The sequence below is a fragment of the Halanaerobium sehlinense genome, from assembly GCF_055379485.1.
The window spans coordinates 1,925,461-1,949,519 of sequence record NZ_AP042442.1 but is presented as its reverse complement, the minus strand read 5'-3'; the positions used below and the strand labels follow the sequence as shown (position 1 = coordinate 1,949,519).

Annotated in this window: 25 protein-coding genes, 1 tRNA gene and 1 other RNA gene; all 27 read left to right on the top strand. The window is 33.2% G+C overall.

The window, feature by feature from the left end:
* Nucleotides 1–2 precede the first annotated feature (2 nt).
* Nucleotides 3–980: a flotillin-like protein FloA gene (floA, locus tag ACZ446_RS09560; RefSeq protein WP_464392335.1), complete on the top strand. Its 978-nt coding sequence runs from the start codon at nucleotides 3–5 to the stop codon at nucleotides 978–980.
* A gap of 81 nt (nucleotides 981–1,061) precedes the next feature.
* Nucleotides 1,062–1,475 (top strand): hypothetical protein, encoded by a 414-nt coding sequence (locus ACZ446_RS09555; protein ID WP_464392334.1) that lies wholly within the window; start codon nucleotides 1,062–1,064, stop codon nucleotides 1,473–1,475.
* A gap of 118 nt (nucleotides 1,476–1,593) precedes the next feature.
* The gene (locus tag ACZ446_RS09550; RefSeq protein WP_464392333.1) at nucleotides 1,594–2,553 is read left to right on the top strand and encodes a PhoH family protein; all 960 of its coding nucleotides are present in this window, start codon (nucleotides 1,594–1,596) and stop codon (nucleotides 2,551–2,553) included.
* A gap of 11 nt (nucleotides 2,554–2,564) precedes the next feature.
* Complete coding sequence (locus ACZ446_RS09545) at nucleotides 2,565–4,814, top strand: HD family phosphohydrolase (RefSeq protein ID WP_464392332.1); 2,250 nt, start codon at nucleotides 2,565–2,567, stop codon at nucleotides 4,812–4,814.
* Nucleotides 4,807–5,238 carry an rRNA maturation RNase YbeY gene (ybeY, locus tag ACZ446_RS09540; RefSeq protein ID WP_464392331.1) on the top strand — a complete coding sequence of 144 codons (432 nt, stop codon included), beginning with the start codon at nucleotides 4,807–4,809 and terminating at the stop codon, nucleotides 5,236–5,238. The genes ACZ446_RS09545 and ybeY overlap by 8 nt, the downstream gene beginning before the upstream one ends.
* Nucleotides 5,239–5,246: 8 nt before the next feature.
* A complete protein-coding gene (locus tag ACZ446_RS09535; RefSeq protein ID WP_464392330.1) occupies nucleotides 5,247–5,948 on the top strand; it encodes a diacylglycerol kinase in 702 nt (233 codons plus the stop codon).
* A gap of 30 nt (nucleotides 5,949–5,978) precedes the next feature.
* Nucleotides 5,979–7,235, top strand: coding sequence for a hemolysin family protein (locus tag ACZ446_RS09530; RefSeq protein WP_464392329.1), 1,257 nt, complete (start codon nucleotides 5,979–5,981; stop codon nucleotides 7,233–7,235).
* A 20-nt stretch (nucleotides 7,236–7,255) separates the two neighbouring features.
* A complete protein-coding gene (locus tag ACZ446_RS09525) occupies nucleotides 7,256–8,341 on the top strand; it encodes a DUF3048 domain-containing protein (protein ID WP_464392328.1) in 1,086 nt (361 codons plus the stop codon).
* A 33-nt stretch (nucleotides 8,342–8,374) separates the two neighbouring features.
* Nucleotides 8,375–8,794, top strand: a complete 420-nt coding sequence (locus ACZ446_RS09520; RefSeq protein ID WP_464392327.1) for a cytidine deaminase — start codon at nucleotides 8,375–8,377, stop codon at nucleotides 8,792–8,794.
* Complete coding sequence (gene era / locus ACZ446_RS09515; RefSeq protein WP_464392326.1) at nucleotides 8,784–9,665, top strand: GTPase Era; 882 nt, start codon at nucleotides 8,784–8,786, stop codon at nucleotides 9,663–9,665. The genes ACZ446_RS09520 and era overlap by 11 nt, the downstream gene beginning before the upstream one ends.
* Before the next feature lie 84 nt (nucleotides 9,666–9,749).
* Entirely contained in the window at nucleotides 9,750–10,433 is a 684-nt protein-coding gene (gene deoC / locus ACZ446_RS09510; RefSeq protein WP_464392325.1) for a deoxyribose-phosphate aldolase, read from the top strand.
* 16 nt (nucleotides 10,434–10,449) lie between these two features.
* The gene (gene recO, locus ACZ446_RS09505) at nucleotides 10,450–11,217 is read left to right on the top strand and encodes a DNA repair protein RecO (protein ID WP_464392324.1); all 768 of its coding nucleotides are present in this window, start codon (nucleotides 10,450–10,452) and stop codon (nucleotides 11,215–11,217) included.
* Between the two features lie 78 nt (nucleotides 11,218–11,295).
* Nucleotides 11,296–12,144 (top strand): glycine--tRNA ligase subunit alpha, encoded by an 849-nt coding sequence (gene glyQ / locus ACZ446_RS09500; protein WP_464392323.1) that lies wholly within the window; start codon nucleotides 11,296–11,298, stop codon nucleotides 12,142–12,144.
* Between the two features lie 5 nt (nucleotides 12,145–12,149).
* Nucleotides 12,150–14,213: a glycine--tRNA ligase subunit beta gene (gene glyS / locus ACZ446_RS09495; RefSeq protein WP_464392322.1), complete on the top strand. Its 2,064-nt coding sequence runs from the start codon at nucleotides 12,150–12,152 to the stop codon at nucleotides 14,211–14,213.
* 23 nt (nucleotides 14,214–14,236) lie between these two features.
* Nucleotides 14,237–15,043 carry a pyruvate, water dikinase regulatory protein gene (locus tag ACZ446_RS09490; protein WP_464392321.1) on the top strand — a complete coding sequence of 269 codons (807 nt, stop codon included), beginning with the start codon at nucleotides 14,237–14,239 and terminating at the stop codon, nucleotides 15,041–15,043.
* A gap of 11 nt (nucleotides 15,044–15,054) precedes the next feature.
* Nucleotides 15,055–16,065, top strand: a complete 1,011-nt coding sequence (locus ACZ446_RS09485; protein WP_464392320.1) for a deoxyguanosinetriphosphate triphosphohydrolase — start codon at nucleotides 15,055–15,057, stop codon at nucleotides 16,063–16,065.
* Between the two features lie 143 nt (nucleotides 16,066–16,208).
* Nucleotides 16,209–18,020 carry a DNA primase gene (gene dnaG / locus ACZ446_RS09480; protein ID WP_464392319.1) on the top strand — a complete coding sequence of 604 codons (1,812 nt, stop codon included), beginning with the start codon at nucleotides 16,209–16,211 and terminating at the stop codon, nucleotides 18,018–18,020.
* Between the two features lies 1 nt (nucleotide 18,021).
* Nucleotides 18,022–19,113 carry an RNA polymerase sigma factor RpoD gene (gene rpoD / locus ACZ446_RS09475; RefSeq protein WP_464392318.1) on the top strand — a complete coding sequence of 364 codons (1,092 nt, stop codon included), beginning with the start codon at nucleotides 18,022–18,024 and terminating at the stop codon, nucleotides 19,111–19,113.
* 149 nt (nucleotides 19,114–19,262) lie between these two features.
* Nucleotides 19,263–19,339: transfer RNA gene (locus ACZ446_RS09470), tRNA-Ile, on the top strand.
* Nucleotides 19,340–19,424: 85 nt separating this feature from the next.
* Nucleotides 19,425–20,540, top strand: coding sequence for a Nif3-like dinuclear metal center hexameric protein (locus tag ACZ446_RS09465; RefSeq protein WP_464392317.1), 1,116 nt, complete (start codon nucleotides 19,425–19,427; stop codon nucleotides 20,538–20,540).
* Nucleotides 20,541–20,623: 83 nt separating this feature from the next.
* Nucleotides 20,624–20,960, top strand: an RNA gene (gene rnpB / locus ACZ446_RS09460) — RNase P RNA component class A.
* 52 nt (nucleotides 20,961–21,012) lie between these two features.
* Nucleotides 21,013–21,222: a hypothetical protein gene (locus ACZ446_RS09455; protein WP_464392316.1), complete on the top strand. Its 210-nt coding sequence runs from the start codon at nucleotides 21,013–21,015 to the stop codon at nucleotides 21,220–21,222.
* The gene (locus ACZ446_RS09450; RefSeq protein WP_464392315.1) at nucleotides 21,215–21,424 is read left to right on the top strand and encodes a hypothetical protein; all 210 of its coding nucleotides are present in this window, start codon (nucleotides 21,215–21,217) and stop codon (nucleotides 21,422–21,424) included. Before ACZ446_RS09455 ends, ACZ446_RS09450 begins: the two co-directional genes overlap by 8 nt.
* A 206-nt stretch (nucleotides 21,425–21,630) precedes the next feature.
* Entirely contained in the window at nucleotides 21,631–21,984 is a 354-nt protein-coding gene (locus tag ACZ446_RS09445; protein ID WP_464392314.1) for a helix-turn-helix domain-containing protein, read from the top strand.
* Between the two features lie 63 nt (nucleotides 21,985–22,047).
* Nucleotides 22,048–22,812, top strand: coding sequence for a YebC/PmpR family DNA-binding transcriptional regulator (locus tag ACZ446_RS09440; RefSeq protein WP_464392313.1), 765 nt, complete (start codon nucleotides 22,048–22,050; stop codon nucleotides 22,810–22,812).
* Nucleotides 22,813–22,966: 154 nt separating this feature from the next.
* Complete coding sequence (gene ruvC, locus ACZ446_RS09435; protein ID WP_464392312.1) at nucleotides 22,967–23,464, top strand: crossover junction endodeoxyribonuclease RuvC; 498 nt, start codon at nucleotides 22,967–22,969, stop codon at nucleotides 23,462–23,464.
* Nucleotides 23,461–24,057, top strand: coding sequence for a Holliday junction branch migration protein RuvA (ruvA, locus tag ACZ446_RS09430; RefSeq protein WP_464392311.1), 597 nt, complete (start codon nucleotides 23,461–23,463; stop codon nucleotides 24,055–24,057). The genes ruvC and ruvA overlap by 4 nt, the downstream gene beginning before the upstream one ends.
* Nucleotides 24,058–24,059: the final 2 nt, after the last annotated feature.

Below are 24,059 nucleotides of genomic sequence, written 5' to 3'. Positions count from 1 at the left end.
TTATGGAATTATTTTCAATTTTAATTTTAGCTGCTTTAATTTTATTTTTTGTCTTATTTTTTTATTTTATACCGCTGGGTTTATGGATTTCGGCAACAGCAGCCGGAGTAAAGGTAGGATTTTTTAATTTAATTGGAATGCGTTTGAGACGAGTGGTGCCGTCTTCAATAGTTGCTCCAATGATAAAATCACACAAAGCTGGTAAGGGCTTAAGTAGTGATCAACTGGAAGCTCATTATCTTGCAGGAGGAAATGTTGATCGGGTAGTGGATGCTTTAATCGCTGCTCAAAGGGCAGAAATTGATTTAACTTTTGAGAGAGCAGCTGCAATTGATTTAGCAGGAAGAGATGTATTAGAAGCTGTTAAAATGAGTGTGAATCCTAAGGTTATTCAGACTCCAGTTGTTACTGCTGTAGCTATGGATGGTATTCAGGTTATGGCAACTGCTAGAGTTACTGTTAGAGCAAATATTGACCGTCTTGTTGGTGGAGCTGGGGAAGAGACTGTACTCGCAAGAGTTGGTGAGGGAATAGTTACAACTGTAGGTTCTGCTGAATCACATAAGAAAGTGCTGGAAAATCCTGATTCTATATCTAAGACGGTTTTGGATAAAGGTTTGGATTCAGGAACTGCCTTTGAAATTTTGTCTATAGATATTGCTGATGTTGATGTTGGTAAAAATATTGGAGCTCAACTTCAGACTGATCAAGCCGAAGCTGATAAGGAAATTGCACAGGCTAAAGCTGAAGAAAGAAGAGCGATGGCTGTTGCTGAGGAGCAGGAAATGAAGGCTAGAGTTCAGGAAATGAGAGCAAAAGTTGTTGAGGCAGAAGCTGAAGTACCTCTTGCAATGTCTGAAGCTCTAAAAAAAGGAAACATGGGAGTAATGGATTATATTAATCTTAAAAATGTTGAATCTGATACTAAGATGAGAAGCAGTATTTCTGAGTCTGCAGATAAAAATAATGAAAAAGAATAGATTTTAACTGCTAAACAGAAAATTATGTTTAGCAGGAATCAGTTATGAGTTAAGTAATCCATTAATGTGAGGTGTAAAATTATGTATTTTATAATTAATTTAGCCTTTCTTTTACTATTTTTATTTATCTTTTTGAAAATACTTTCTCTTTTTAAAAAAGTATTTGAATTTGTAATAAAAGAAAGCAAAAAAAACGAGAGGTTTACTGGAAATAATGATTTTAATGAAAATAGTGCTGAAAATAATACAGCTAACTGGGATAAAAACATACAAACAATTATAGATACTGACTCGAATATTCATGATCATAGTAGTTCCTCTAGTAATTTTGATAGCAGTAGTGATTTTTCTTCTTCAAATGATTTTTCTAACGATAATTTCACTTCAAATAATGATATGTTTTCACAGTTTAGCAATTTTAATGAAGCGGAAAAGGCTGTGATTTATTCTGAGATTATTTCTCCACCACAAGCTAAAAGGAATAGACCTTATTAATAGAGAAGAGAGCAACCAAAAACTGTGGCCAATTTCGGCTGCAGTTTTTCGTTAAATTTGTTTAAAGAAATAAATATGATATAATAAAAAAGTAAAAGTATTAAGGAGGAGTTATAATTTGAGTCAAAAAGAAAAAATAATTGAAATCAATGATTATCAGCTTGCCCAAAATTTCTTTGGTCATAATGATCGTAATTTAAAATTACTGGAAGACTTATTATCAGTAAAATTAAGCGGTCGTGGTAATCAAATAAAAATAAATAATTATAATCAAAATAAAAATATTGATAAAATAATTAAAAAATTAATTTCTCTAACAGATACAAAAGAGGAACTTTCACCGAGAAAATTAAAATATGCAGCTGAACTTTTAAAAAGAAATCCAGCTGTTGATTTAAATAGAATTTATGATGAGGTAGTTCTTGAAAATTACAAAGGGCGGAAAATAAAAGCCAAAACTATGGGGCAAAAACTTTATCTGGAATCAATTAAAAATAGAGATATTGTCTTTGCAATTGGACCAGCTGGAACTGGTAAAACCTATCTAGCAATGGTAATGGCAGTAAAAAGTCTTTTGAATAATGAAATTAATAGAATTGTTTTAACCAGACCAGCTATTGAAGCTGGAGAAAATTTAGGATTTTTACCAGGAGATATGCAGGAAAAGGTAGATCCTTACTTAAGACCTTTATATGATGCTTTATATGATATTTTAGGCCCCGAAAAATCAAAACTCTATCAAGAAAAAGATATTATAGAAGTTGCACCTCTTGCTTACATGAGAGGGCGAACTCTTGATGATTCATTTGTAATTTTAGATGAAGCTCAAAATACTACTTTAGAACAGATGAAGATGTTTTTAACAAGAATTGGTTTTAATTCAAAAGCTGTAATAACTGGTGATATTACTCAAATTGATTTACCTAGTAAAAAACGTTCAGGTTTAGCAACTGTTCAAAAAATACTGAAAGATATAAAAGGTATCGATTTTGTCTATCTAAGCCGACATGATGTAGTAAGGCATGATCTGGTTAAAGAAATTATTAAGGCATATGAAAGTTATGAAAGTGGGAAATAAAAATGAAATTTATGAAAAAATTAAGAGTTAGACTCCGAAAATGGAGAAAAGAATATCTTGATTTTTCATCTAACAGTTATAAAGTGATTTGGGCTGTGATTTTCTTTATCCTGATTGCTTTGACTTTAAGTCTTGATTTAATTCCTAATCAGGTTGACTTAAGAGCAGGCCAGGTAAGCCAAAATGATATCACTGCTCCAAGAACAATTACTTTTATTGATGAAAGCAGAACATCTGAATTGAGGCAAAGAGCTGCAGATGCGGCCCCTAGAGTTTACGAAGAAGATTCTACAGTTGAAGAAGAAGTGTTAAATGAACTTGGTTTTTTGTTTGATACTGTTCAAAATGAAAGAGAATTCTTCTATTACAATAAAATTACTCTGTCAGAAAATAGAGCAGATGAACAAATTGAACCAGAAGAAGCTGCAGAACAGCAGCAAAACAATAATGAAAAAAATGTTTTTTCTCAGAGTCAAATTGATAATTTAACTGAAGGAGAAATAAATGAGATTGTTAGATTAATTAATAACGAAATAAATCTTGAAGTTAGCAATCAAAATTTATCAGCGTTGATTACATTAACTGATTCCGAGTTATCTGAGCTCCGTCAGCAGGCAGAAAGTCTTATTCAGAGTAAACTGCAGAACAGAATTTTACCATCTGACTTGAATTCTGCCCGTGAAGATTTAAGACAGAGTGCGATGGAATTAGATATTTCAAGAGACAAGAGATTAATACTGGCAGATTTGGGTGAAAGTGTTATTGCAGCCAATATGTTTTTAAATCAGGAAGCTACTGCAAATAGACGTCAAGAAGCTATTTCTGAGGTTGAAGCAGTAGAAAAAACTGTACGTCAGGGAGAAATTATTGTTCGCAAGGGTGATGTTGTTACTGAAGCTGATATTGAAATATTAGAAAGACTGGGTTTGCAAAAAGGTGGGATTAATTACTACAATATAAGCGGCAGGATATTAATTAGTTTAATTTTAGTGCTGCTGTTGGGCTTTTACTTTTATAAATATCAACCAGCTATTTGGAGTGATAACAGCAAGCTGCTGCTGATCGAACTTCTTATTTTCTCTGTAGTAGTTTTAGCTAAAATTTTAACTTTATTTCAAAATCCTTTTGTAAACTATATGGTGCCAACTGCAATGGCCTCGATCTTATTGACTATTTTAATTAGTAGTGATACAGCTCTGATAACAACTTTGTTTATTAGTTTATTGATAGCGCCAATTTATGATATGAATTTTAATATAGTTTTGACCTCTTTTCTCGCCGGATTAATCGGTATTTTTAGTGTATCAAAAGTCAAAGAGAGAGGAGATATCATAAGAGCTGGATTAAATGTGAGTTTTATTTTGGTTTTTTTAATTGGAGGCCTATCATTACTTCAGCAGAATCAGGATTGGAGTAACTTAATTTGGTCTGTTGGTGGTGGTATTATCAATGGTTTATTAGTAGGTGTTTTGGCAAATGGTTTACTTCCATATCTGGAAGATTTATTTGATATGACAAGTTCTGTAAAATTATTAGAATTATCAAATCCCAGTCAACCTATTTTAAAAAGAATGTTGGTTGAGGCACCGGGAACTTATCACCACAGCATTATTGTGGGGAATTTAGCTGAAACTGCAGCGGAAGATGTTGGAGCTGACTCTTTACTGGCTAGAGCTGCTGCTTACTATCATGATATTGGGAAATTAAAAAGACCATATTTTTTCTCTGATAATCAATTTGGAGGAGAAAATCCTCATGATAAAACATCTCCCAACTTAAGTGCTCTAATTATTAAGTCACATGTTAAAGATGGGGTTGAATTAGCAGAAGAAAATGGTTTGCCATCTAAGATAATTGATATAATAAAACAGCATCATGGAACCAATTTAATTTCATATTTTTATCAGCAGGCTCTTCAGGACAATAAACATGATGATATTGAAAAAAAAGATTTCCGTTATGATGGTCCTAAACCTCAAAGTAGAGAAGCTGCAATTATTATGCTGGCTGATATAACTGAGGCTGCCATTCGTTCTAAAAATTTCAATAAAAACAATCATGATCGGATAGAGGGTTTTGTTAGAGGTCTGGTTAAAGACAAACTAATAGAAAATCAATTAGATCAATCTAATTTAACCTTAACTGATTTGGATACAATAGTTAAAAGTTTTGTTAAAGTTTTAACCGGTATCTATCATCAAAGAGTAGAGTATCCAGACAAGCTGCTGAAAGAAATGAAAGGTGGTAATAAAAGTGGTTAATGTCAAATTTAATAATCAACAAAATGAAGTTGAAATCCAACAGGAAATGATGGAACTTTTGGAAAAAGTAGCTGCAACTGCTGCTGAATTAGAGGGATATAGTGGTGGTGAGGTTAGTATTGCTTTTGTTAGTAACCACCAGATAAAAGAACTTAATAATAATTATAGGGAAAAAAATGAAGTTACAGATGTTTTATCATTCCCAATTGATGAGGAAATGCTGGGAGACATTATAATATCAGCTTCGAGGGCTGCTGAGCAGGCTGCTGAATATGGTCATTCATTAAAAAGGGAATTAGCTTATCTTACTGTGCATGGAATGTTCCATTTATTTGGTTATGATCACCACAGTAAAGAAGAAAAAAATGAAATGCGCCAAAAAGAGGAAAGAGTTTTAACCCAACTGGGCATAAGTAGAGATTAGGTGTTATAATGTGGATTTTGAAAACAATTAACAGCTTTAATCATGCAATAGCAGGCCTGATTCATGCAATTAGAACTCAGCGGAATATGCAGATTCATCTTGCAGCAGCAATTTTTGTCTTGACATTTAGCCTTTTTTTCGATTTAAGTAGAATTGAACTGGCACTTGTGATTATTGCTATTTCATTTGTTATTTTTGCTGAACTAATTAATACTGCTGTAGAAGTTATTATTGATATTCTAACCCAGGACTATAGTTTTAAAGCAAGGATTGCCAAAAATATTGGAGCTGCTGCAGTAGTTATTGCAGCCGGTAATGCGATTTTCATTGCATATCTTGTCTTTTTTAAAAAAGCACAGGAATTATCTTTGAATCTGATTTTTAATATAAGACATGAGCCCCTTCATTTGATTTTTATAAATTTATTTTTGATATTCATTGCCGTTGTTACATTGAAATCGATATTCAGCAGTGGTACACCTTTAAAAGGTGGGATTATTAGCGGCCACACAGCACTTGCCACTTCTGTTGTTTTGATTATTTGGTTTTTAACAAAAAGTTTATTAGCATTTTCGTTGGCTTTAATACTTGCTTTTTTAACTGCTCAAAGCAGATTAGAAGCTGGCACTCATTCTTTAAAAGAAATATTTTTGGGTATTTTACTTGGTGGGGTTATTACGGTAATTATATTTTATTTTTTTAGAATTTGATAATTTAGTTGACTGTGGGGGAGATTTGAAATGTATTTAGAGTTAATATCATTATTTATATTAATATTTTTATCTTCTTTTTTTTCCGGCTCTGAGACTGCCTTTATGTCTGTCAACAGAGTTAAAATTAAGGAAAAAGTTCAAAGAGGTGATGAAAGGGCAGCCAAGGTTGATAAGCTGCTGCATGATCAGACTAAGTTATTAACTACAATATTGATTGGTAATAATCTAGTAAATATAGCTGCTTCCTCCATAGCAACAGCGTTATCTATAGAATTATTTGGAAGTAAAGGGGTAGGAATTGCAACAGGAGTTGTAACTTTACTTATATTAATTTTTGGAGAAATAACACCAAAATCTTTAGGAAATAATCATTCTATTGAATATGCTAAAGCAGCTTCAACTCCACTTTATTATTTAGAAATAATTTTATCACCCTTTATTTATATTTTTACAAAAATTGTTAATCTGTTTGTGAAAGATAAAAACTTAATTTCTTCTGCTTTTTTAAGTGAAGAAGAAATTAGACGTTTTGTTGATGTTAGTCAGAGAGAAGGGGTTATTAAAGAAACTGAGCAGGAAATGATACAGAGTGTTTTTGAATTTGATGATACTTTAGTTAAAGAAATTATGATACCTAGAATTGATATGGTTTGTATTGAAAAAAATGCGTCTTTAAATGAATTGATAAAAATGGGAGTTGAAAAAGGTCATTCCAGAATTCCTGTTTTTGAAGAATCAATTGATAATATTATTGGTTTGATTTATATTAAAGATCTTTTGGAATTATTATTGGCAGAAAGAACAGATATTAATATTGAAGAATTTGTTAAACCAATTTATTTCATTCCTGAAGGAAAGCCAATTAATCAGCTTTTATCTGAGATGAAAGATAGAAAAGAACATATGGCGGTTGTAGTTGATGAATATGGTGGTACAGCCGGATTAATAACCATTGAAGATTTATTAGAGGAAATTGTGGGAGATATTCAGGATGAATTTGATTTAGAAAAAAGCTATATAGAGGTAATTGATGAGAAAACCCTAATGCTGGATGGACGGGTTGATATTGAAGAATTAAATGAATATTTGCAGGATCCTTTACTTGAAAGTGACAATTATGAAACTGTAAGTGGTTTAATATTATATTATTTAAATCGACTTCCGGTTAAGGGTGAAAAACTTGAATTAGAAGATATGACTTTTGTTATTGAAAGTATTATTGACAATAGAATTAGAAAAATCAAGCTAATTAGCGATGAGGCAATAAAGTTTGAAGAAGATTAATATTTTTTAGAGGTGAAAAGATGAAATCAAAGCTATCTATATTGTTAGCCCTGCTGCTGGCAGCATTAATGCTTTTAACCGCCTGCAGTTTTGGTGGGGATGAACCAGCAGAAGAAGCTGAAAGACCAGCTCAAGAAGAGTTAACTGAGCAAGAACTTGCAGAAGAAATTAAAGATCTAGAGGAAGAATATGAGACAGAAACACCTGAAGAAGAGGCTTACCAAAGTCAATATAAATCAGTCTCCCCCTTTACAGGGCTTGGAATTGAGAAAAACTATTACAGGAGGGCTGTTGCTGTTTCGATCGAAAACTCTCCCGCTGCAAGGCCCCAGAGTGGTTTAGATAAAGCTGCAGTTGTTTATGAGTTTATGCTGGAGGGAGGAATAACAAGGTTTTTAGCAATTTTTTGGCCTGAAGTGCCAGAAAAAATGGGTCCTATTCGTAGTGCTAGACCTGCTTTAATTGATACCTCTCAGTTTTATGATGCGCTATTTCTGCATGCTGGGGCCAGCCCTCGTGGATTTGCTCTATTTGCAGTAAATGATATTTTACATTTAGATCAGCTATATAAAAGCCGTTATTTTTGGCGGAGTAGTAAAAAATCAGCTCCTCATAACTTATATTCTGGTAAAGATCCTCTGGAAGACTATTTAAACGATCTTTCTGAAAAAGAATATCCAGAACAGTTCAATTTTCTTACTGCTTCGATAATCAGTGATTTTGATAAAGCTGAAAATATAACAGTAGATTATTGGGGATCTTATTCTGTTTTATATGAGTATGACAGTCTGGCTAATAATTATTTGAGATTTTTAAATAATAGATATACTCCACATCAGGTTGAAAATGGTGAACAATTAAAAGCCAAAAACATTATAGTTCAGCATGTAAAGACATCAACCATAGATGATGTTGGAAGACAGGATATTGATCTTAATTCTGGTGGCAAGATGCAGCTTTTCAGAGATGGTATGGTTATTAACGGCAGTTGGGAAAGAAATAATGGAAAAATTGTTTATTTAAATAATGATGGTGAAAAAGTAGAAATTAATCCAGGGCAGACCTGGATTCAAGTGGTTCCTAATGGAACTGAGATTAAGTATTAAAATACATTTAAGTAATTATGTGAGGTGTTTTTAATGGATAAAGAAATTAAAAAAAAGATGTTTAAAAAGGCTTTAGCAGCACAAAAAAATGCTTATGTACCCTACTCTGACTTTCCTTTAGGGGCAGCAGTTTTGACAGAAGATGGCTCAATTTACACTGGAGTAAATATTGAAAATGCTTCTTTTAGTTTAACAAATTGTGCTGAAAGATCTGCTATTTTCACAGCAGTTTCGGAGGGTAAGAGAAAAATTAAGGCGCTTTTAATAGTTAGTTCTACTAATAAACCAGTTTCTCCATGTGGTGCCTGCCGTCAGGTTATTAAAGAATTTGCTGATGGCGATATAGAAGTAATTATGATGACTGAATCAGGTAAAGAAATGACAATGACCAGTACAGAATTACTACCTGGTGCTTTTACTGATGATGATATGGAGAAAAATAATGAGTTATAAATCAGGCTTTGTTACAGTTATTGGTAGACCAAATGTTGGAAAATCAACTCTTGTTAATAATTTGATTGGAGAGAAAATCAATATAATATCTCCCCGACCGCAGACAACAAGAAACAGCATCAAAGCAATTTATACTGAAGATAAAGGCCAGATAATCTTTATTGACACACCAGGAATTCATCAGCCCCGAAATCAGCTGGATAAATATATGCAGGATGAAGCATACAGCAGCCTTGATGGGATTGATGTAATTATCTTTATACTGGATGGAAGTACTTACTGGGGTAAAAATGATCAGTTAATTTATGATCAGATTAAAAATAGTGATCAGGAAATTATATATGTAATGAATAAAATAGATAAAATTTCTAATAAAGAGTTAATAAAAAAACAAAAAAGCTACACTCAAAAAGTTGGTAAAGAAGTTGTTCCAATTTCTGCATTGAATAGTAAAAATACAGATAATTTATTAAAAGAAATTTTTTCAAAACTGCCGGAAGGACCACAGTATTATCCGGAAGATATGATTACAGACCAAATTGAAAGATTTGTTTTTGCAGAAATGATTAGGGAAAAGATTTTTTATTTAACTAGAGAAGAGGTTCCTTATGGGGTGGCGGTATTAGTTGAAGAAGTTAAAGAAAGAGAAAATGATGATTACTATATTAGGGCTAATATTTATGTAGAGAAAAAATCACATAAGGGTATTATTATTGGTAAGAATGGTAAGATGCTTAAGAAAATTGGCAGTGCTGCCAGAAAAGAAATAGAAGATCTGATGCAGACAAAAGTCTATCTAGATCTATGGGTAAAGGTTTTAAAAGACTGGCGAGAAAAGGATAATCTGCTCAAAAGAATGGGTTATAAATAAATTTATTGCAGGACAATGACAAACTTTGTAGAATAATAATATTGATAAAGCAAAAATATAAGAATTTAAGGAGTGGTTTTTAAAATGGCGATCAAACCTCGTGATATGGCTAAAATGATTGACCATACAAATTTAAGTCCGACTTCAACTGTGGACGATATTAAAAAGTTATGTGAGGAAGCAAAAGAACATGAATTTGCTTCAGTTTGTGTAAATCCAATATATGTTCCTTTAGCTGCAAAATTATTAGAAGAAAGTTCAGTTAAGGTGTGTACAGTAGTTGGCTTTCCTTTAGGAGCAAACACAACAGAAGTTAAATCTTATGAGACCAGAAATGCTATTAAAAATGGAGCTCAGGAAATTGACATGGTAATGAACATTGGTGCTTTTAAATCAGGAGCCTATGAAATTTTTAAGGCCGATATTAAATCTGTTGTAGATGCTACCAAGAAAGCAGGAGTTAGTTCTGATATTATAGTAAAGGTTATTTTAGAAACCTGTTTTTTAGATGAAGAAGAAATCGTTAAAGCCTGCGAAATTGCTAAAGATGCTGGGGTGGATTTTGTTAAAACTTCGACAGGGTTTGGTGATTATGGAGCTAGAGTTGAAGATGTTAGTATTATGCGTAAAACAGTTGGTAGAGATGTTGGGGTTAAGGCATCTGGGGGCATTAAAAACTTTGAACAGGCTTTAGAAATGCTTGATGCAGGTGCAAATCGAATTGGAGCAAGTTCTGGTGTTACAATTGTAACAGACGATGAGGAATAATTAGGAGTTGAATTAAGTGGCAACTTTTGAGACAGAAGCATTAGTCTTAAAACAATTTGATTTAGGTGAGTCAGATCGTCTGATTACTTTATATACCAGAGAAAAGGGTAAACTAAAGGCGGTAGCTAAGGGGGCACGGAAGGGAAACAAATCTCGTTCAGGACTTGTGCTGCCTTTTAGTTACCATAATTTTATTTTATATCAGGGAAAATCACTGGCCAAAATAAATCATATTGAGTCTATTGCAATGAACTCTAAATTAAGAGAAGACTTAGACTATATGGCTTATGCCAGTGTTGTTTCCGAATATATAGAACGGGCCGGGCTGGAAGAAGAAGCTGATCAGGCTCTTTTTTCGCTTTTAGCTGTTATTTTAGAAAAAATGGCTCAGGCTCAAAAAAAAGAGTTATTATTTTATTTTACTGTTTTTAAGGCAAAGTTGTTACTTCTTTTAGGAGTCAAGCCAGAAATTGAGAATTGTACTGTTTGTGGAGAACCGGTAAATCTAAATAAATCAACTCCTCTTAGTGTAGAAGAAGGGGGCTCAATTTGTAAGAATTGTTTTAATAATAATTCCTATAAATATACTCTATTTTCATTAAATGAAATGAGGGCATTATATAAAATAACATTTGCTGAAATATCTCAATTAAAAGCTGAACAATTTGGAGAGCAGATACTGGAAAAAATCAATGAAGTAACTGAGAAATTTTTGATTTATCATCTTGATTTAAAGCCTAAATCTTTATCTTTTCTTTATACAATAAGGAAAATGAATAATTAATAAGTTTTAGCCTTGTCCCTGGGATAAGGTTTTATTTTAGTAAAAATATTTAAAAAGAGTACGAGAGGAAGTGTATTTATGAATTTCCAGGAGATTATATTTTCGTTGGATAAATTTTGGAGTGATCAGGGGTGTGTCATCGAACAGCCATATGACATTGAGGTAGGAGCAGGAACAATGAGTCCTTCTACATTTTTGCGTTCATTAGGAGGGGAACCATGGAACACCGCTTATGTTCAGCCCTGCCGACGCCCTACAGATGGTCGTTATGGAGATAATCCATATAGATTACAGCGTTATTTTCAATATCAGGTAATTATGAAACCATCACCAGATGATATACAGGAAATATATTTAGACAGCTTAAGAGCACTAGGTATTAATCCAGAAAAACATGATATTCGTTTTGTTGAAGATAACTGGGAATCACCAACACTTGGTGCCTGGGGTTTAGGCTGGGAAGTTTGGCTTGATGGTATGGAAATTACCCAGTTTACATACTTTCAGCAGGTAGGTGGTTTTAAGGCAGACCCGGTGACAGTAGAAATCACTTATGGATTAGAAAGAATAGCCATGTATTTACAAGAAGTGGAAAATGTATATGATCTATGCTGGGTTGAAGGGGTTAAATATCATGATATTTATCATCAAAATGAAGTTGAACAGTCTAAATACAATTTTGAAGTAGCAGATATTGACCGCTTATTTCAGATGTTTGATATTTATGAAGCAGAAGCTGAAAATTCACTGCAGGCAGGATTATCACTGGCTGCTTACGATTATACTTTAAAATGTTCACATACATTTAATCTTTTAGATGCAAGAGGAGCAATTAGTGTAACTGAAAGAACAAGATTTATCAAAAGAGTTAGGAAACTGGCTCATGAATGTGCTGCCAGCTACTTAAACTCAGGAGATCAGGAGTGATAATGATGGCAAAAAATTTAATTTTTGAAATTGGAACTGAAGAAATGCCTGCTGCTTCAATGCAGAGATTTAGACAGGATTATTTAAAAACAGCAGAGGCGGTTTTTGAAAATAATAATTTAGATTATCAAATGATGAATGTATACTCTACTCCCAGAAGATTGGTCCTAGCTGTTGATTCTTTAGCTGAAAAGCAGGAAGATAATAAAGAGATTGTTAGAGGTCCGGCTGTAAATATAGCCTTTAATGATGATGGCGAGCCAACAAAAGCTGGAGAAGGTTTTGCTCGGGGTCAGGGATTAGCTGTGTCAGACTTGGTAAAAAAAGATGGTTATCTCTATGCTGAAAAAATCGAAAAAGGTCAGAAAACTATAGATATCTTATCAGATGTTTTAAAGAAAATTGTAGCCCAGGTTCCACTACCAAAAGCTATGCGCTGGGGTAGTGTAAAGATGGAGTTTATAAGACCAATAAAGTGGCTGCTGCTTTTATTTGGTGAACAAGAGCTTGACCTTGAAATAGCTGGTGTAGATAGTTCTAATTACAGCATTGGTCACCGATTTTTAAGTGATGGTAAAATAGAAATTGATTCTGCTGATAACTATTTTGATGCTTTAAAAGAAGCTGCAATAATTGTTCAACAGGGAAAAAGAAAAGAACTAATTGAAAAGCAGATTTCTGAATTGAATTTGGCTGGTGAAGCTGTTATTAAAGATTCATTAATGACAGAAGTAATTGATTTAATAGAATTTCCCACTGCTTTTAAGGGAACTTTCTCAGAAGAATATCTGGAGCTCCCGCCAGAAGTTTTAATTACTGCTATGGAAAAACATCAGCGTTATTTCCCGGTTATGAGTTCAGATAACACTTTAAAAGCCGAGTTTATCGGTGTTCGTGATGGAGGCAGTGATTATCTTGATGAAGTAATTTCTGGGAACGAGATGGTTTTAAAAGGAAGACTTGATGATGCGCAGTTTTTCTTTGCTGAAGATCAAAAATATGGTTTTTTAAATAGAGCCAAAGATATTAAAGACATAGTTTTCCAGAAAGATATAGGTAGTGTTTATCAAAAGGTTGAAAAATTACAGCAAATGACTGCTGAGTTGGCTGAAACTTTAGATTTTGATTCATCAAGAAAAGCGATAGCGGTTAGAGCAGCTGAATTATGTAAAAATGATTTAGCTACGGAAATGGTAAATGAATTTGCTAATCTGCAGGGTTTAATGGGAAGAGAATATGCACTTTTAGAAGGTGAAGCTGAAGAATGTGCTGAGGCAATTTTTGAGCATTATTTACCACGTTTTGCCGGTGACAAATTACCGAAAACAAAGAGTGGAACTGCACTGTCTATGGCAGAAAAATTATTTAATTTAAGCAGTCATTTTTTACTGGGTAATATCCCAAGCGGTTCACAGGATCCATTTGCGCTTAGAAGACAGGCGACTGGTCTGCTGAGAATTATTTTAGATAATAAATTAAAGATTAACATTGAGCAGGTTATTGAATCTGCAATGAAAATTGTAGATATTAACCTGGAAAATTTAGATGCTGCAGCTTTTGAATTAAAAGAATTTATTAAACAGCGTCTTGAAAATTTACTTACAGAAGAAGATGTCCGTTATGATATAATAAATGCTGTTATTAATGTTAATGATCAAAACCTGCTTGACATTTATCAGAGAGCACATAAATTAATGGATTTTAGATCCGAAAATTCAGAGCTGTTTGTTGATTTAATAAGAGGTCTGGTTCGTGCTAAAAACATCAGTGAAAAAGCAGAAAATAAATTAGAGGTTGATGCAGGATTATTAGTAGAAGATGAAGAAAAAGAATTATATAAGGCTGTAAATGAAAGAGCTGGTAAGATTAATGAGTTTTTTGCTTCTGGTCAGTATCAGCAGGGTTTTTATCTTTTAGTTGATTTAAAAGAATATATTGATGCCTTTTTAGATAGTGTAATGGTTATGGTTGATGATCAAAAATTAAAAAATAATCGTCTGGCACTATTAGGCTGGATAGCCGGTTTAATGGCAGAAGTTGTGGATATTGAAGAAATAGCCTTAGACTAAAATAATTAAACGGGGTGAGTATTGTGAGTAAGGAGCAGATAGTTGCTTATATTATTTCAGATTGTACGGGAAAAACAGCTAAAAATTTAATGGAATCTACTGCTGGACAATTTCCAAATTATGAAATGAAAATGAAAACATTTGCTTTTGTGCGCTCAATTGAGAAAATTGAAGAAGTATTAAAACAGGCCAAAGAAGAAAATGCAGTTATTGCCTATACTTTTGTTAAAAGTAAAATGAGAAAACATTTAAATCAATTAGCTGAAAGCTATGGTTTGGAATATGTTGATATGATGGAAAAGCCCTTAAAAATTGTTTCTGAAAGATTAGATACTGCCCCAAAACAAGAATTTGCACTTAAATATCAGTTAGACGACGCCTATTTTAAAAGAATTGAAGCAATGGAATTTACTCTCCAATTTGATGATCTAAATGAATCCAAAGGGTATGAGGAAGCTGATATAGTTTTAGTAGGGGTTTCAAGAACATCTAAAACTCCTCTTTCTGTTCACTTATCTTATCTTGGTTATAAAACTGCGAATGTTCCACTGGTGCCTGAGGTTGATGTTCATCCAGCAGTATTAGAAAACAAAGATAATAAAGTAGTTGGCTTAACAATTGACCCTAAGTTATTAAATGATATTCGGATTGAGAGATTAAAAAAAATGGGACTTGGGGATGATGCTACTTATGCAGCTAAAGAAAGAATTGATAAAGAGTTTGAATATGCTGATTCAATCATGAAAGAAATTGGTTGTCCGGTGATAGATGTAACCGATAAAAATATTGAAGAAACCGCTGTAGAGGTACTTTCATATTTTGAAGATTAGGAGTTGATATCATGTTTTCCAGAGTAGAGCAGCTGGAATGGGAAAAAGAAAAACTTTCAGCTGCTGCTTGTTTGAGTTCTGAAACTAGAGGTCGATTAAAAGAAGAAGAAAATTGTGACATTAGAACTATTTTTCAGCATGATCGAGATAGGATTATTCACTCGAAAGCTTTTAGAAGGTTAAAACACAAAACGCAGGTTTTTATTGCACCTGAGGGAGACCATTATCGAACTAGATTAACTCACACTCTGGAAGTATCACAAATTGCGCGTACTATTGCTCGGGCTCTTAAATTAAATGAAGATTTAGTTGAAGCTATTGCCTTGGGGCATGATCTGGGACATACCCCTTTTGGTCATGCCGGTGAGGCTGCTTTAACTGAAATCACTGGAAAAGAGTTTAACCATAATATTCAGAGTTTAAGAGTTGTAGATCTTATTGAAAAACGAAGCAGCGGCAGCAGAGGCTTAAATCTAAGCCTAGAAGTTAGAGATGGTATTTTAAATCATACAGGCCCTGATAAACCATTTACTTTAGAAGGGCAAATTGTAAGAATAGCAGATCGAGTAGCCTATATTAATCATGATATTGATGATGCACTAAGAGCTGGTATAATAAAACAGTCAGACCTGCCGACTGATACAATCTCTATTCTGGGCGAAACTCATTCTAAAAGAATAGATGTTATGGTTAGAGATTTAATTAATACAAGCTGGGAGCAGCGTGAGATAAAACGTTCAGCCGAAGTTGAATATGCAACAGAAAAATTGAGAAACTTTCTCTTTGAAAATGTCTACATTGGTTCAGAAGGCAAAAGTGAAGAAGGAAAAGCTAAGAGGCTATTAAAACTCTTATATGAATTTTTTATGGAGAATATAGGTAATATTCCAGATGAATACCTGGAGTTCGAGAAAAATCATAAGCAGGCTGTAATTGATTATATTGCAGGGATGACTGATCGCTATGCAATTAATCTAGGTAGGGAATTTTTTATACCAACTCCCTGGTTAGATAATAACTAAAATAATTTGAAATGGACTTATAATTTTACTTTATTAAATAAATGCAGGATAAAACTTTTTTTTAGAGAAATATAATTACAGCAGTATTTTCTTTTATTATTGTTTTCTCTAAAATGATATTTTGAAATACAATTAAGGTCAGGGTGGATAAATTGACCAGATATTCAGATGAATTTATAGATGAATTAAAAGAAAATGTTGATATAGTCGATTTGATTTCAGATTATCTGGAGTTAAAAAAAACTGGGAATAGATATAAAGGTCTGTGCCCTTTCCACAGTGAAAAAACACCATCATTTTTTGTTAATCCAGATAATAATTTTTATCACTGTTTTGGTTGTGGAGCGGGTGGAGATTCCATAAATTTTGTAATGGAAATAGAGAACTTAACCTTTGTTGAATCAGTTAAAATGCTTGCTGAACGGTCAGGTATAGAACTACCAGATATGACTAATCAGCAGCGTCAGGTTTATAAAGAACGTGAGGAACTTTTTTCTTTAAATAAACTAGCTGCTCGTTTTTACAATTATCTTTTAACTGAGACTAATATTGGTGAGGTGGCATTAAAATACTTAAATGCTAGGGGATTTACTAAAGAAGACATTAATAAATTTAAGCTCGGTTATGCAGCTGACGAATGGCAGCTGTTATTAAATTTTTTAAAGAAAAAAGGCTTCAGCCTTCATTTAATAAAAAAGGCAGGTTTAATCAGCGAAGGAAAAAATGACTCCTATTATGATAAATTTAGAAATAGAGTTATGTTTCCTATTTTTAATAATAGAGGTGAGGTAATAGCATTTGGCGGGAGAATATTAGAAAGTGAAGATAGTTATGGTCCTAAATACTTAAATTCTCCGGAAACTCAAATTTTTAGTAAAAAGAAAAATTTATATGGTTTGCATTTAGCTAAGGATTCAATTAGAAAAGAAAATAGCTGTATTATAATGGAAGGTTATACTGATGTGATTCAGGCACATAAAAAGGGGTTTGAAAATTCTATAGCTTCTTTGGGAACTGCTTTCACAGAAGAACAGGCAAAGCTGATCAAAAGATATGCAGAAAATGCATTTATTGCTTATGATGCTGATACAGCTGGAAATAAAGCTACCTTGAGAGGTTTAGATATTTTAAATGCGGCCGGAATTAATGTCAAGGTAATAGAGCTTGAAGAAGGCAGTGATCCAGACCAGCTTTTAAAAGATGAAGGTGCGGATATATTTAACGATTATCTGGGAAAAGCAGTTAATCTAATAGATTTTAAAATAAATATGATTGTGAAAAATAAAAATCTATCAGATCCAGGAACTAGAAAAAAGACTTTAAGAGCAATTGTCGAGCTTTTAAGTGAAGTTGAAGATAATTTGGAGAGGGAAATATATATTGAAAGGGCTGCTCTTAAAACTAATTTTAAAGAAAATGTTCTTGCAGAAGAAGTAAAAAAAGAATTTAAAAAAAATAAAAGCAGGAATAATAAAAGTAATAGAGAAAATGAAAATAAGCAACAAAAAGAAAAAAAATTTGACTTATACTCACAATTATCATATTATCAAAAAGTTGAGGAAGAAATACTTGCCCATTTTATCAGCAGCCCAACTTTAAGAGAGGAATTGTCTAACAGAATCTCTAAGAATGATTTTAGCGGCAGAACTGCTCAGTTGGCTGAACATTTATTTAAAGGCCCAGTTATCAGTAACTCTATCCGTTTAGAAAAGGTTAAAGAAGAACTGGAAGGAGAGCTTATATCTTACTGGTCTGAGATTTTAGTTAAACAGGATAATTCTTTAAATAGAGATAGAATTTTAGAACTTGCTGATTATTTAAGTTCGAAAAGGGTTGCTAATAACAAAGAGAAGTTATGTAGATTACTCAGCAAAAAGGAATTAAGTTTAGATAAATTGAATCGAATCTTATTGACCTTTTATAGTCTGAATTATAATATTGAAAGGAGGGACTAAAGTGGCTGAAAAAGAAATAAGTCCTGCTAAAATAGATGAAGTTAAGGATCTTGTTAGTCGTGGTAAAAAAGAGGGCGAACTAACTTATGAAGAAATTATGGATGCTCTTGAAGATATTGATTTAGATTCTGAAGATATTGAAAAAATATATGATATTTTCAGTGAAATGAATATAGAAGTTGTAAGTTCAAAATTAGAAGATGATAGTGAAGATGAAGATGATGAAGATGATAGTGGTCTTGATCTTAGTGTTCCTAAAGGTGTAGGAATTGATGACCCAGTAAGGATGTACCTAAAAGAAATTGGAAAAGTAGATCTATTAACTGCCGAAGAGGAAGTTGAGCTTGCAAAACGAATGGAACAGGGTGATGAGTGGGCTAAACAGCAGTTGGTAGAAGCTAACTTAAGGCTTGTAGTGAGTATTGCTAAAAAATATGTTGGTCGCGGAATGCTTTTTCTTGATTTGATTCAAGAAGGTAATATGGGGCTAATGAAGGCAGTAGAAAAGTTTGATTATACTAAGGGGTACAAGTTTAGCACCTATGCTACCTGGTGGATTAGACAGGCTATAACCCGTTCTATTGCTGATCAGGCTAGAACAATTAGAGTACCTGTTCATATGGTAGAGACTATCAATAAACTAATTAGAGTTTCCAGACAATTACTTCAGGAAAAAGGTAGAGAACCAAAAGCTGAAGAAATTGGTGAAGAAATGGATATTTCTGCTGAAAAGGTAAGAGAGATTATGAAAATTGCTCAGGAGCCCGTTTCTCTAGAAACACCAATTGGTGAGGAAGAAGACAGTCACCTTGGTGATTTTATTGAAGATGTGGATTCTCCTGCTCCTGCTTCGGCAGCTTCTTATATTCTGCTTAAAGAACAGCTTGATGGAGTTTTAGATACTCTTACTGACAGGGAAAAAAGGGTGCTTGAACTTCGATTTGGAATAGAAGATGGACGTCCAAGAACTCTAGAAGAAGTTGGTAAAGAATTTGGAGTTACCAGAGAAAGAATCAGACAGATTGAGGCTAAGGCACTGCGAAAGTTAAGACACCCAAGCCGGAGCAAAAAATTAAAGGATTATCTAGAATAATAAAGAAAAACTTTGTATTTTTTAGAAAAAGAGAGTTATTTCAAGATTATTAATACTATTAACTCAAAAAAAATACAAAAAGCTCTTGACCTGGTCTGATTTATATCATATAATTATTCTTGTCGTCACAAATTAATTTAATTTGTAGCGGGCCCATAGCTCAGTTGGTCAGAGCAACCGGCTCATAACCGGTTGGTCCCAGGTTCGAATCCTGGTGGGCCCACCAGATACTAACACCCTGTTCTCAATCGGAGCAGGGTTTTTTTGATTTATAATAATGAAAAGTATTGATAAATAAGGGGGCTTTATCCATGATTAAAGCAGCGGAAGTCATACAGTTAATGGGCAAAATTGCTCCAAAAGAATTGGCAGAAGACTGGGATAATGTTGGCTTACAAGTAGGAGATGTCAACCAAGAAGTTGAAAATATTTTAATAGCACTTGATTTCAATCAGGAAGTTTTAAATGAGGCATTAGAAAAAAATTGTCAATTAATTATTACCCACCACCCTTTTATATTTAAAGGCATTAAATCAATTAATACTCAAAATGAAAGTGGAAGACTAATTTTTGAACTGATAAAAAATAATATTGTTTTATTTTCTGCCCACACCAACTTAGATATTGCTGAAGGTGGCTTAAATGATTATCTAATTAACAAATTAGATGTAGAAAATATTTCTCTGTTAAAAACCACCAAAAGCAAAAACTATCATAAACTGGTAACATTTATTCCTGAGAATGATTTTCCAAAAGTAAGGGATGCAGTTTATGCAAAGGGAGCCGGGGAATATAAAAATTACAGCCACAGCGGTTTTTACCAGCAGGGGACCGGAAATTTCAAACCCTTAGAAGACTCTAATCCTCATTTGGGTAAAAAAAATGTCTTAAATGAAGTAAGAGAGTATCGTTTTGAGGTAATTGTCGAAGATGACAAATTAGATAAGGTGGTTAAAGAACTTATAAAAGTTCACCCTTATGAAGAACCGGCTTGGGACTTATATGAAATGGAAAATTTAAAAACTGAACACGGAATAGGAAGGATCGCCGATTTTAAATTTGAAATAGAACTGCAGCCTTTTTTAGATCAAATAAAAGATATATATGATTTAGATGTAATAAAAGTAGTAAGGGCTAAAAATAAGCTTAAAAAAGTTGCTCTCTGCAGTGGTAGCGGGGCTGATTTTATTAAGGATGCTTATTACCAGGGGGCAGATTTATATTTGACAGGAGATGTTAAGTATCATGAAGCACAGTTGGCAGAAGAATTAGGAATTAATCTGATCGATTTTGGCCATTATGGAAGCGAAAAATTTGTGAGAGAGTTATTGACTGAAAGGTTAAAGAAAGAAGCATCTGCTAAGTTATTAAAAGAGCTTAATTTTTATAAGTCTGAGCTTAAAACTAGACCCTGGGATTATCAGTGATTACTATGATTTCAAGGGTTTTAACTTGAGCAGCTTGCTTGACATATTGTAAAACTGGTGGTATACTTTATATGGTAAAAAAATAAGTTAACCAGATGATCGCATCATTAATTGATGAGGAAAGTCCGAGCTCCACAGGATAGGATGCCGGGTAACGCCCGGTGGAGGTAACTCCCAGGCTAGTGCCACAGAAATATACCGCCTTATTAAATTAAGGTAAGGGTGAAAAGGTAAGGTAAGAGCTTACCGGATTTCAGGTAACTGGAATGCCAGGTAAACCCCATCTGGAGTAAGTCCAAATAGGGAGATGAAAGAGTGATCCGCTTTTCTCCGGGTAAGGACGCTTGAGGGTTCAGGTAACTGTTCCCCTAGACAGATGATCATTTAATACAGAACTCGGCTTATAGGTTGACTTATTTTTTTGTCTATTATTTTTTTAATTTTTATAAAACTCAAAAAAAGGGGTGTTGAGATGGAGAAGGCAGTAATAGATGCAATAGACTATATTGATGAGGCAGTAAACAAATCAGAGCAATTAAATAATTACTCTCCTGAAATTAGTAGTAAAGTATTAGATAATCGGATAATAACACTCGAAGCCTACATAAGGTACATTGAACGGGAAACGATACCCGTTCTTGAAAATCTTTTAGAAATACTTGAGGAGGCTAATAATGGTTGACCAGATATACTATAAGGTACAGTACCCGTTAAAAAAAGCAATAGATGTTATGAAAGAATTAGATGATTTAGAACTTGATATTTTAGGAAAAGATTTGAACAGTTATGATCAGGAAAAAATTAATAACTTTTTAAATAGCTGGAATAATGGCGGCAGAGATAAAATAATTTCTTTGATAAATGATTTAAGAGCCCAGCAGTAAGATTTAGAAACCATAGCTACCAGCTGTGGTTTTTATTATTTTAAGATCTTTAAAATTTTAATTTATACTATAATTATTATTTATGGCTGGTTAGACTAAAAAAAATACTTAAATACATTAATAATACTTATATTATTTTTTATAATATTTATAGTCTCTTTAAAAATCCTGGTTTAAACTCTAATATATAGTTAGAGGTGAAGTAAATGCAAACAGAAGATTTAGGTAAAAAAATTAAGGAATATCGAAGAGTTCAGGAATTAACTCAGGAAGATCTTGGGGAAAAGGCGGGGCTGCATTATACTTACATAGGACAGGTAGAAAGGGGAGAAAAAGAACCATCTTTTAAAGCTTTGAATAAAATAGCTGAAGCTTTAGAAGTAGGTATAGATAAACTGCTCATAAATTACGATCTGAGTTCAGATGTTAAGATTCAAATCTCAAATATAACAGATTTACTTTTAAATCGTAATCAAAAAGAGTTAGAAATGATATACACTTTGCTTAAAAATCTAATCGAGATTATTGACAATCAGCCTGATATTGAAAAAAAGGAATAATTATGGTACAATAAACTGCAAACTGATTTTAAGATTGTAATTTGATTTAAGGAGGGTTATTATATGGCCGGACATTCTAAGTGGGCTAATATAAAGCATAAAAAACAAAAGGAAGACAAGAGAAGAGGTAAGCTTTTTTCAAAATTGAGTCGTAAAATTGCAGTTGCTGCCAGAGAGGGTGGCGGAGACCCTGAGATGAATTCTGATCTCAGAATGGCTATTCAAAAGGCTAAAGATAACAATATGCCAAATGACAATATTGAGAGGGCGATTAAACGAGGAACTGGTAATTTAGAAGGCATGAGTTATGAGTCCTTTGTTTATGAGGGATATGGCCCTGGTGGAGTTGCATTATATTTAGATATAATGACTGACAACCGAAATAGAACTGCTTCAGAGGTGCGCCACATCCTTGATAAAAATGGTGGTAATCTGGGTTCTAATGGTTGTGTAGCCTGGATGTTTCAGCGAAAAGGAGAATTAGTAATTGACCTAAATGAATTTGAAGTTGGCGAAGAAGATCTTTTATTAGAAGCACTCGAAGCAGGAGCAGAAGATTTAGAATATGGTGAAGAAGAAGCAGTGATTTACACTGATCCTTCCAATTATGAAACTGCTCGTGAAGCTTTAGAAGAAGCTGGCTATGAATTTGAGTCTGCTGATTTAGCCATGGTTCCAGATAATGAAGTTACTCTGGATAAAAGCGATGCCAAAAAAATGTTAAGATTAATGGAACAGTTGGAAGATCATGATGATATTCAAGATGTTTATTCTAATTTTAATATTCCAGAAGATGTTAGAGCTGAAATAGAAGCAGAAGAAAATTAATTAATATTTTAATTTAATTTTAATGATTTTGTTATAAAATAAATTTAGATTTTAATAAGGGCACTGGATAACAGTGTCTTTATTTTTTTGTTTTTATAATTAAGCTTTATATGATATAATTATTTCAAACATTAGTTTGAATGGGGTGTGGGATTTGCGAATTTTAGGTATTGATCCAGGGCTTGCCACGATTGGTTATGCCTTAGTAGATAAAGAAACAAATCATTTTGAAGTTTTAGAATATGGAGTCATTAAAACTTCAGCAGATAAAGAGGATATAGAAAGACTGGAAATTATTCATAGAAATATTGAAGCATTGATCAAAGAATTCAAACCGGAGCAGATGGCAGTTGAAGAATTATTTTTTAATAAAAATGTGAAAACTGCAATCGCTGTTGGGCAGGCTAGAGGAGTAATTCTATTAGCTGGTTCTCAGGCTGGTTTAAAAGTGGCAGAATATACTCCGCTGCAGATAAAACAGGCAGTAGTTGGCTATGGTAGGGCTGATAAAATGCAGGTGCAGCAGATGGTAAAATCGCTGCTGAATTTATCCGAACTTCCAAGACCGGATGATGCGGCTGATGCACTGGCAATTTCAATCTGTCACGGACATGTTTACAGTGCTCATTCTGGATGGGAGGAAAGATTATGATTGGCTATTTAGAAGGAGAAGTCATAAATTCTGAACTTAATAAAATTATTCTAGAGATTAATGGAGTTGGCTATGAATTAGAGCTGGCAGGTTTTAAAAAACAACCTTTAGTCGGAGAAGAGTTAGAAGTCTATACATATACTTATGTTAGAGAAGATGCGCTAAAGTTATTTGCTTTTCCGGAAAAGGTAGGTAAAGAACTATTTGAAATATTAATAACAGTCAACGGTATTGGTCCAAGTGCTGGTTTGAATATATTAAATACAATGCCTGCTTCTAGATTTGTAAGTGCAATTATGCAAAAAAACGAGGCAGTGCTAAAAGAGATTTCAGGTATTGGTCCAAAAACTGCTCAGAGACTTATTCTGGAACTGCAGAGCAAATTAGAAGAATTTGCTTATCTTCAAAATGATTCTAACAAATTTACTGGTGGAGCTGATGGAGATAGGCAGGATGTAGTAGATGCTCTTACAGCTTTAGGTTATAAAATTTCTGAAATTAATAAAGCTTTAAGAGAACTTAGCTTTGAAGATAATATAAATGTTTCTGAAAAGATAAAATTAGTTTTAAGCCAACTTGGTAAGGAGAGATAATA

What these genes read in the sequence shown, in the direction of transcription:
- ACZ446_RS09465 (WP_464392317.1), top strand. Translation starts at nt 19,425, where the DNA reads ATGATTAAAGCAGCGGAAGTCATACAGTTAATGGGCAAAATTGCTCCA.
- floA (WP_464392335.1), top strand. Translation starts at nt 3, where the DNA reads ATGGAATTATTTTCAATTTTAATTTTAGCTGCTTTAATTTTATTTTTT.
- ACZ446_RS09535 (WP_464392330.1), top strand. Translation starts at nt 5,247, where the DNA reads ATGTGGATTTTGAAAACAATTAACAGCTTTAATCATGCAATAGCAGGC.
- ACZ446_RS09455 (WP_464392316.1), top strand. Translation starts at nt 21,013, where the DNA reads ATGGAGAAGGCAGTAATAGATGCAATAGACTATATTGATGAGGCAGTA.
- ruvA (WP_464392311.1), top strand. Translation starts at nt 23,461, where the DNA reads ATGATTGGCTATTTAGAAGGAGAAGTCATAAATTCTGAACTTAATAAA.
- glyS (WP_464392322.1), top strand. Translation starts at nt 12,150, where the DNA reads ATGGCAAAAAATTTAATTTTTGAAATTGGAACTGAAGAAATGCCTGCT.
- ACZ446_RS09440 (WP_464392313.1), top strand. Translation starts at nt 22,048, where the DNA reads ATGGCCGGACATTCTAAGTGGGCTAATATAAAGCATAAAAAACAAAAG.
- ACZ446_RS09525 (WP_464392328.1), top strand. Translation starts at nt 7,256, where the DNA reads ATGAAATCAAAGCTATCTATATTGTTAGCCCTGCTGCTGGCAGCATTA.
- ACZ446_RS09530 (WP_464392329.1), top strand. Translation starts at nt 5,979, where the DNA reads ATGTATTTAGAGTTAATATCATTATTTATATTAATATTTTTATCTTCT.
- glyQ (WP_464392323.1), top strand. Translation starts at nt 11,296, where the DNA reads ATGAATTTCCAGGAGATTATATTTTCGTTGGATAAATTTTGGAGTGAT.
- deoC (WP_464392325.1), top strand. Translation starts at nt 9,750, where the DNA reads ATGGCGATCAAACCTCGTGATATGGCTAAAATGATTGACCATACAAAT.
- ACZ446_RS09545 (WP_464392332.1), top strand. Translation starts at nt 2,565, where the DNA reads ATGAAAAAATTAAGAGTTAGACTCCGAAAATGGAGAAAAGAATATCTT.
- ACZ446_RS09445 (WP_464392314.1), top strand. Translation starts at nt 21,631, where the DNA reads ATGCAAACAGAAGATTTAGGTAAAAAAATTAAGGAATATCGAAGAGTT.
- ACZ446_RS09555 (WP_464392334.1), top strand. Translation starts at nt 1,062, where the DNA reads ATGTATTTTATAATTAATTTAGCCTTTCTTTTACTATTTTTATTTATC.
- ACZ446_RS09520 (WP_464392327.1), top strand. Translation starts at nt 8,375, where the DNA reads ATGGATAAAGAAATTAAAAAAAAGATGTTTAAAAAGGCTTTAGCAGCA.
- era (WP_464392326.1), top strand. Translation starts at nt 8,784, where the DNA reads ATGAGTTATAAATCAGGCTTTGTTACAGTTATTGGTAGACCAAATGTT.
- ACZ446_RS09485 (WP_464392320.1), top strand. Translation starts at nt 15,055, where the DNA reads ATGTTTTCCAGAGTAGAGCAGCTGGAATGGGAAAAAGAAAAACTTTCA.
- ACZ446_RS09450 (WP_464392315.1), top strand. Translation starts at nt 21,215, where the DNA reads ATGGTTGACCAGATATACTATAAGGTACAGTACCCGTTAAAAAAAGCA.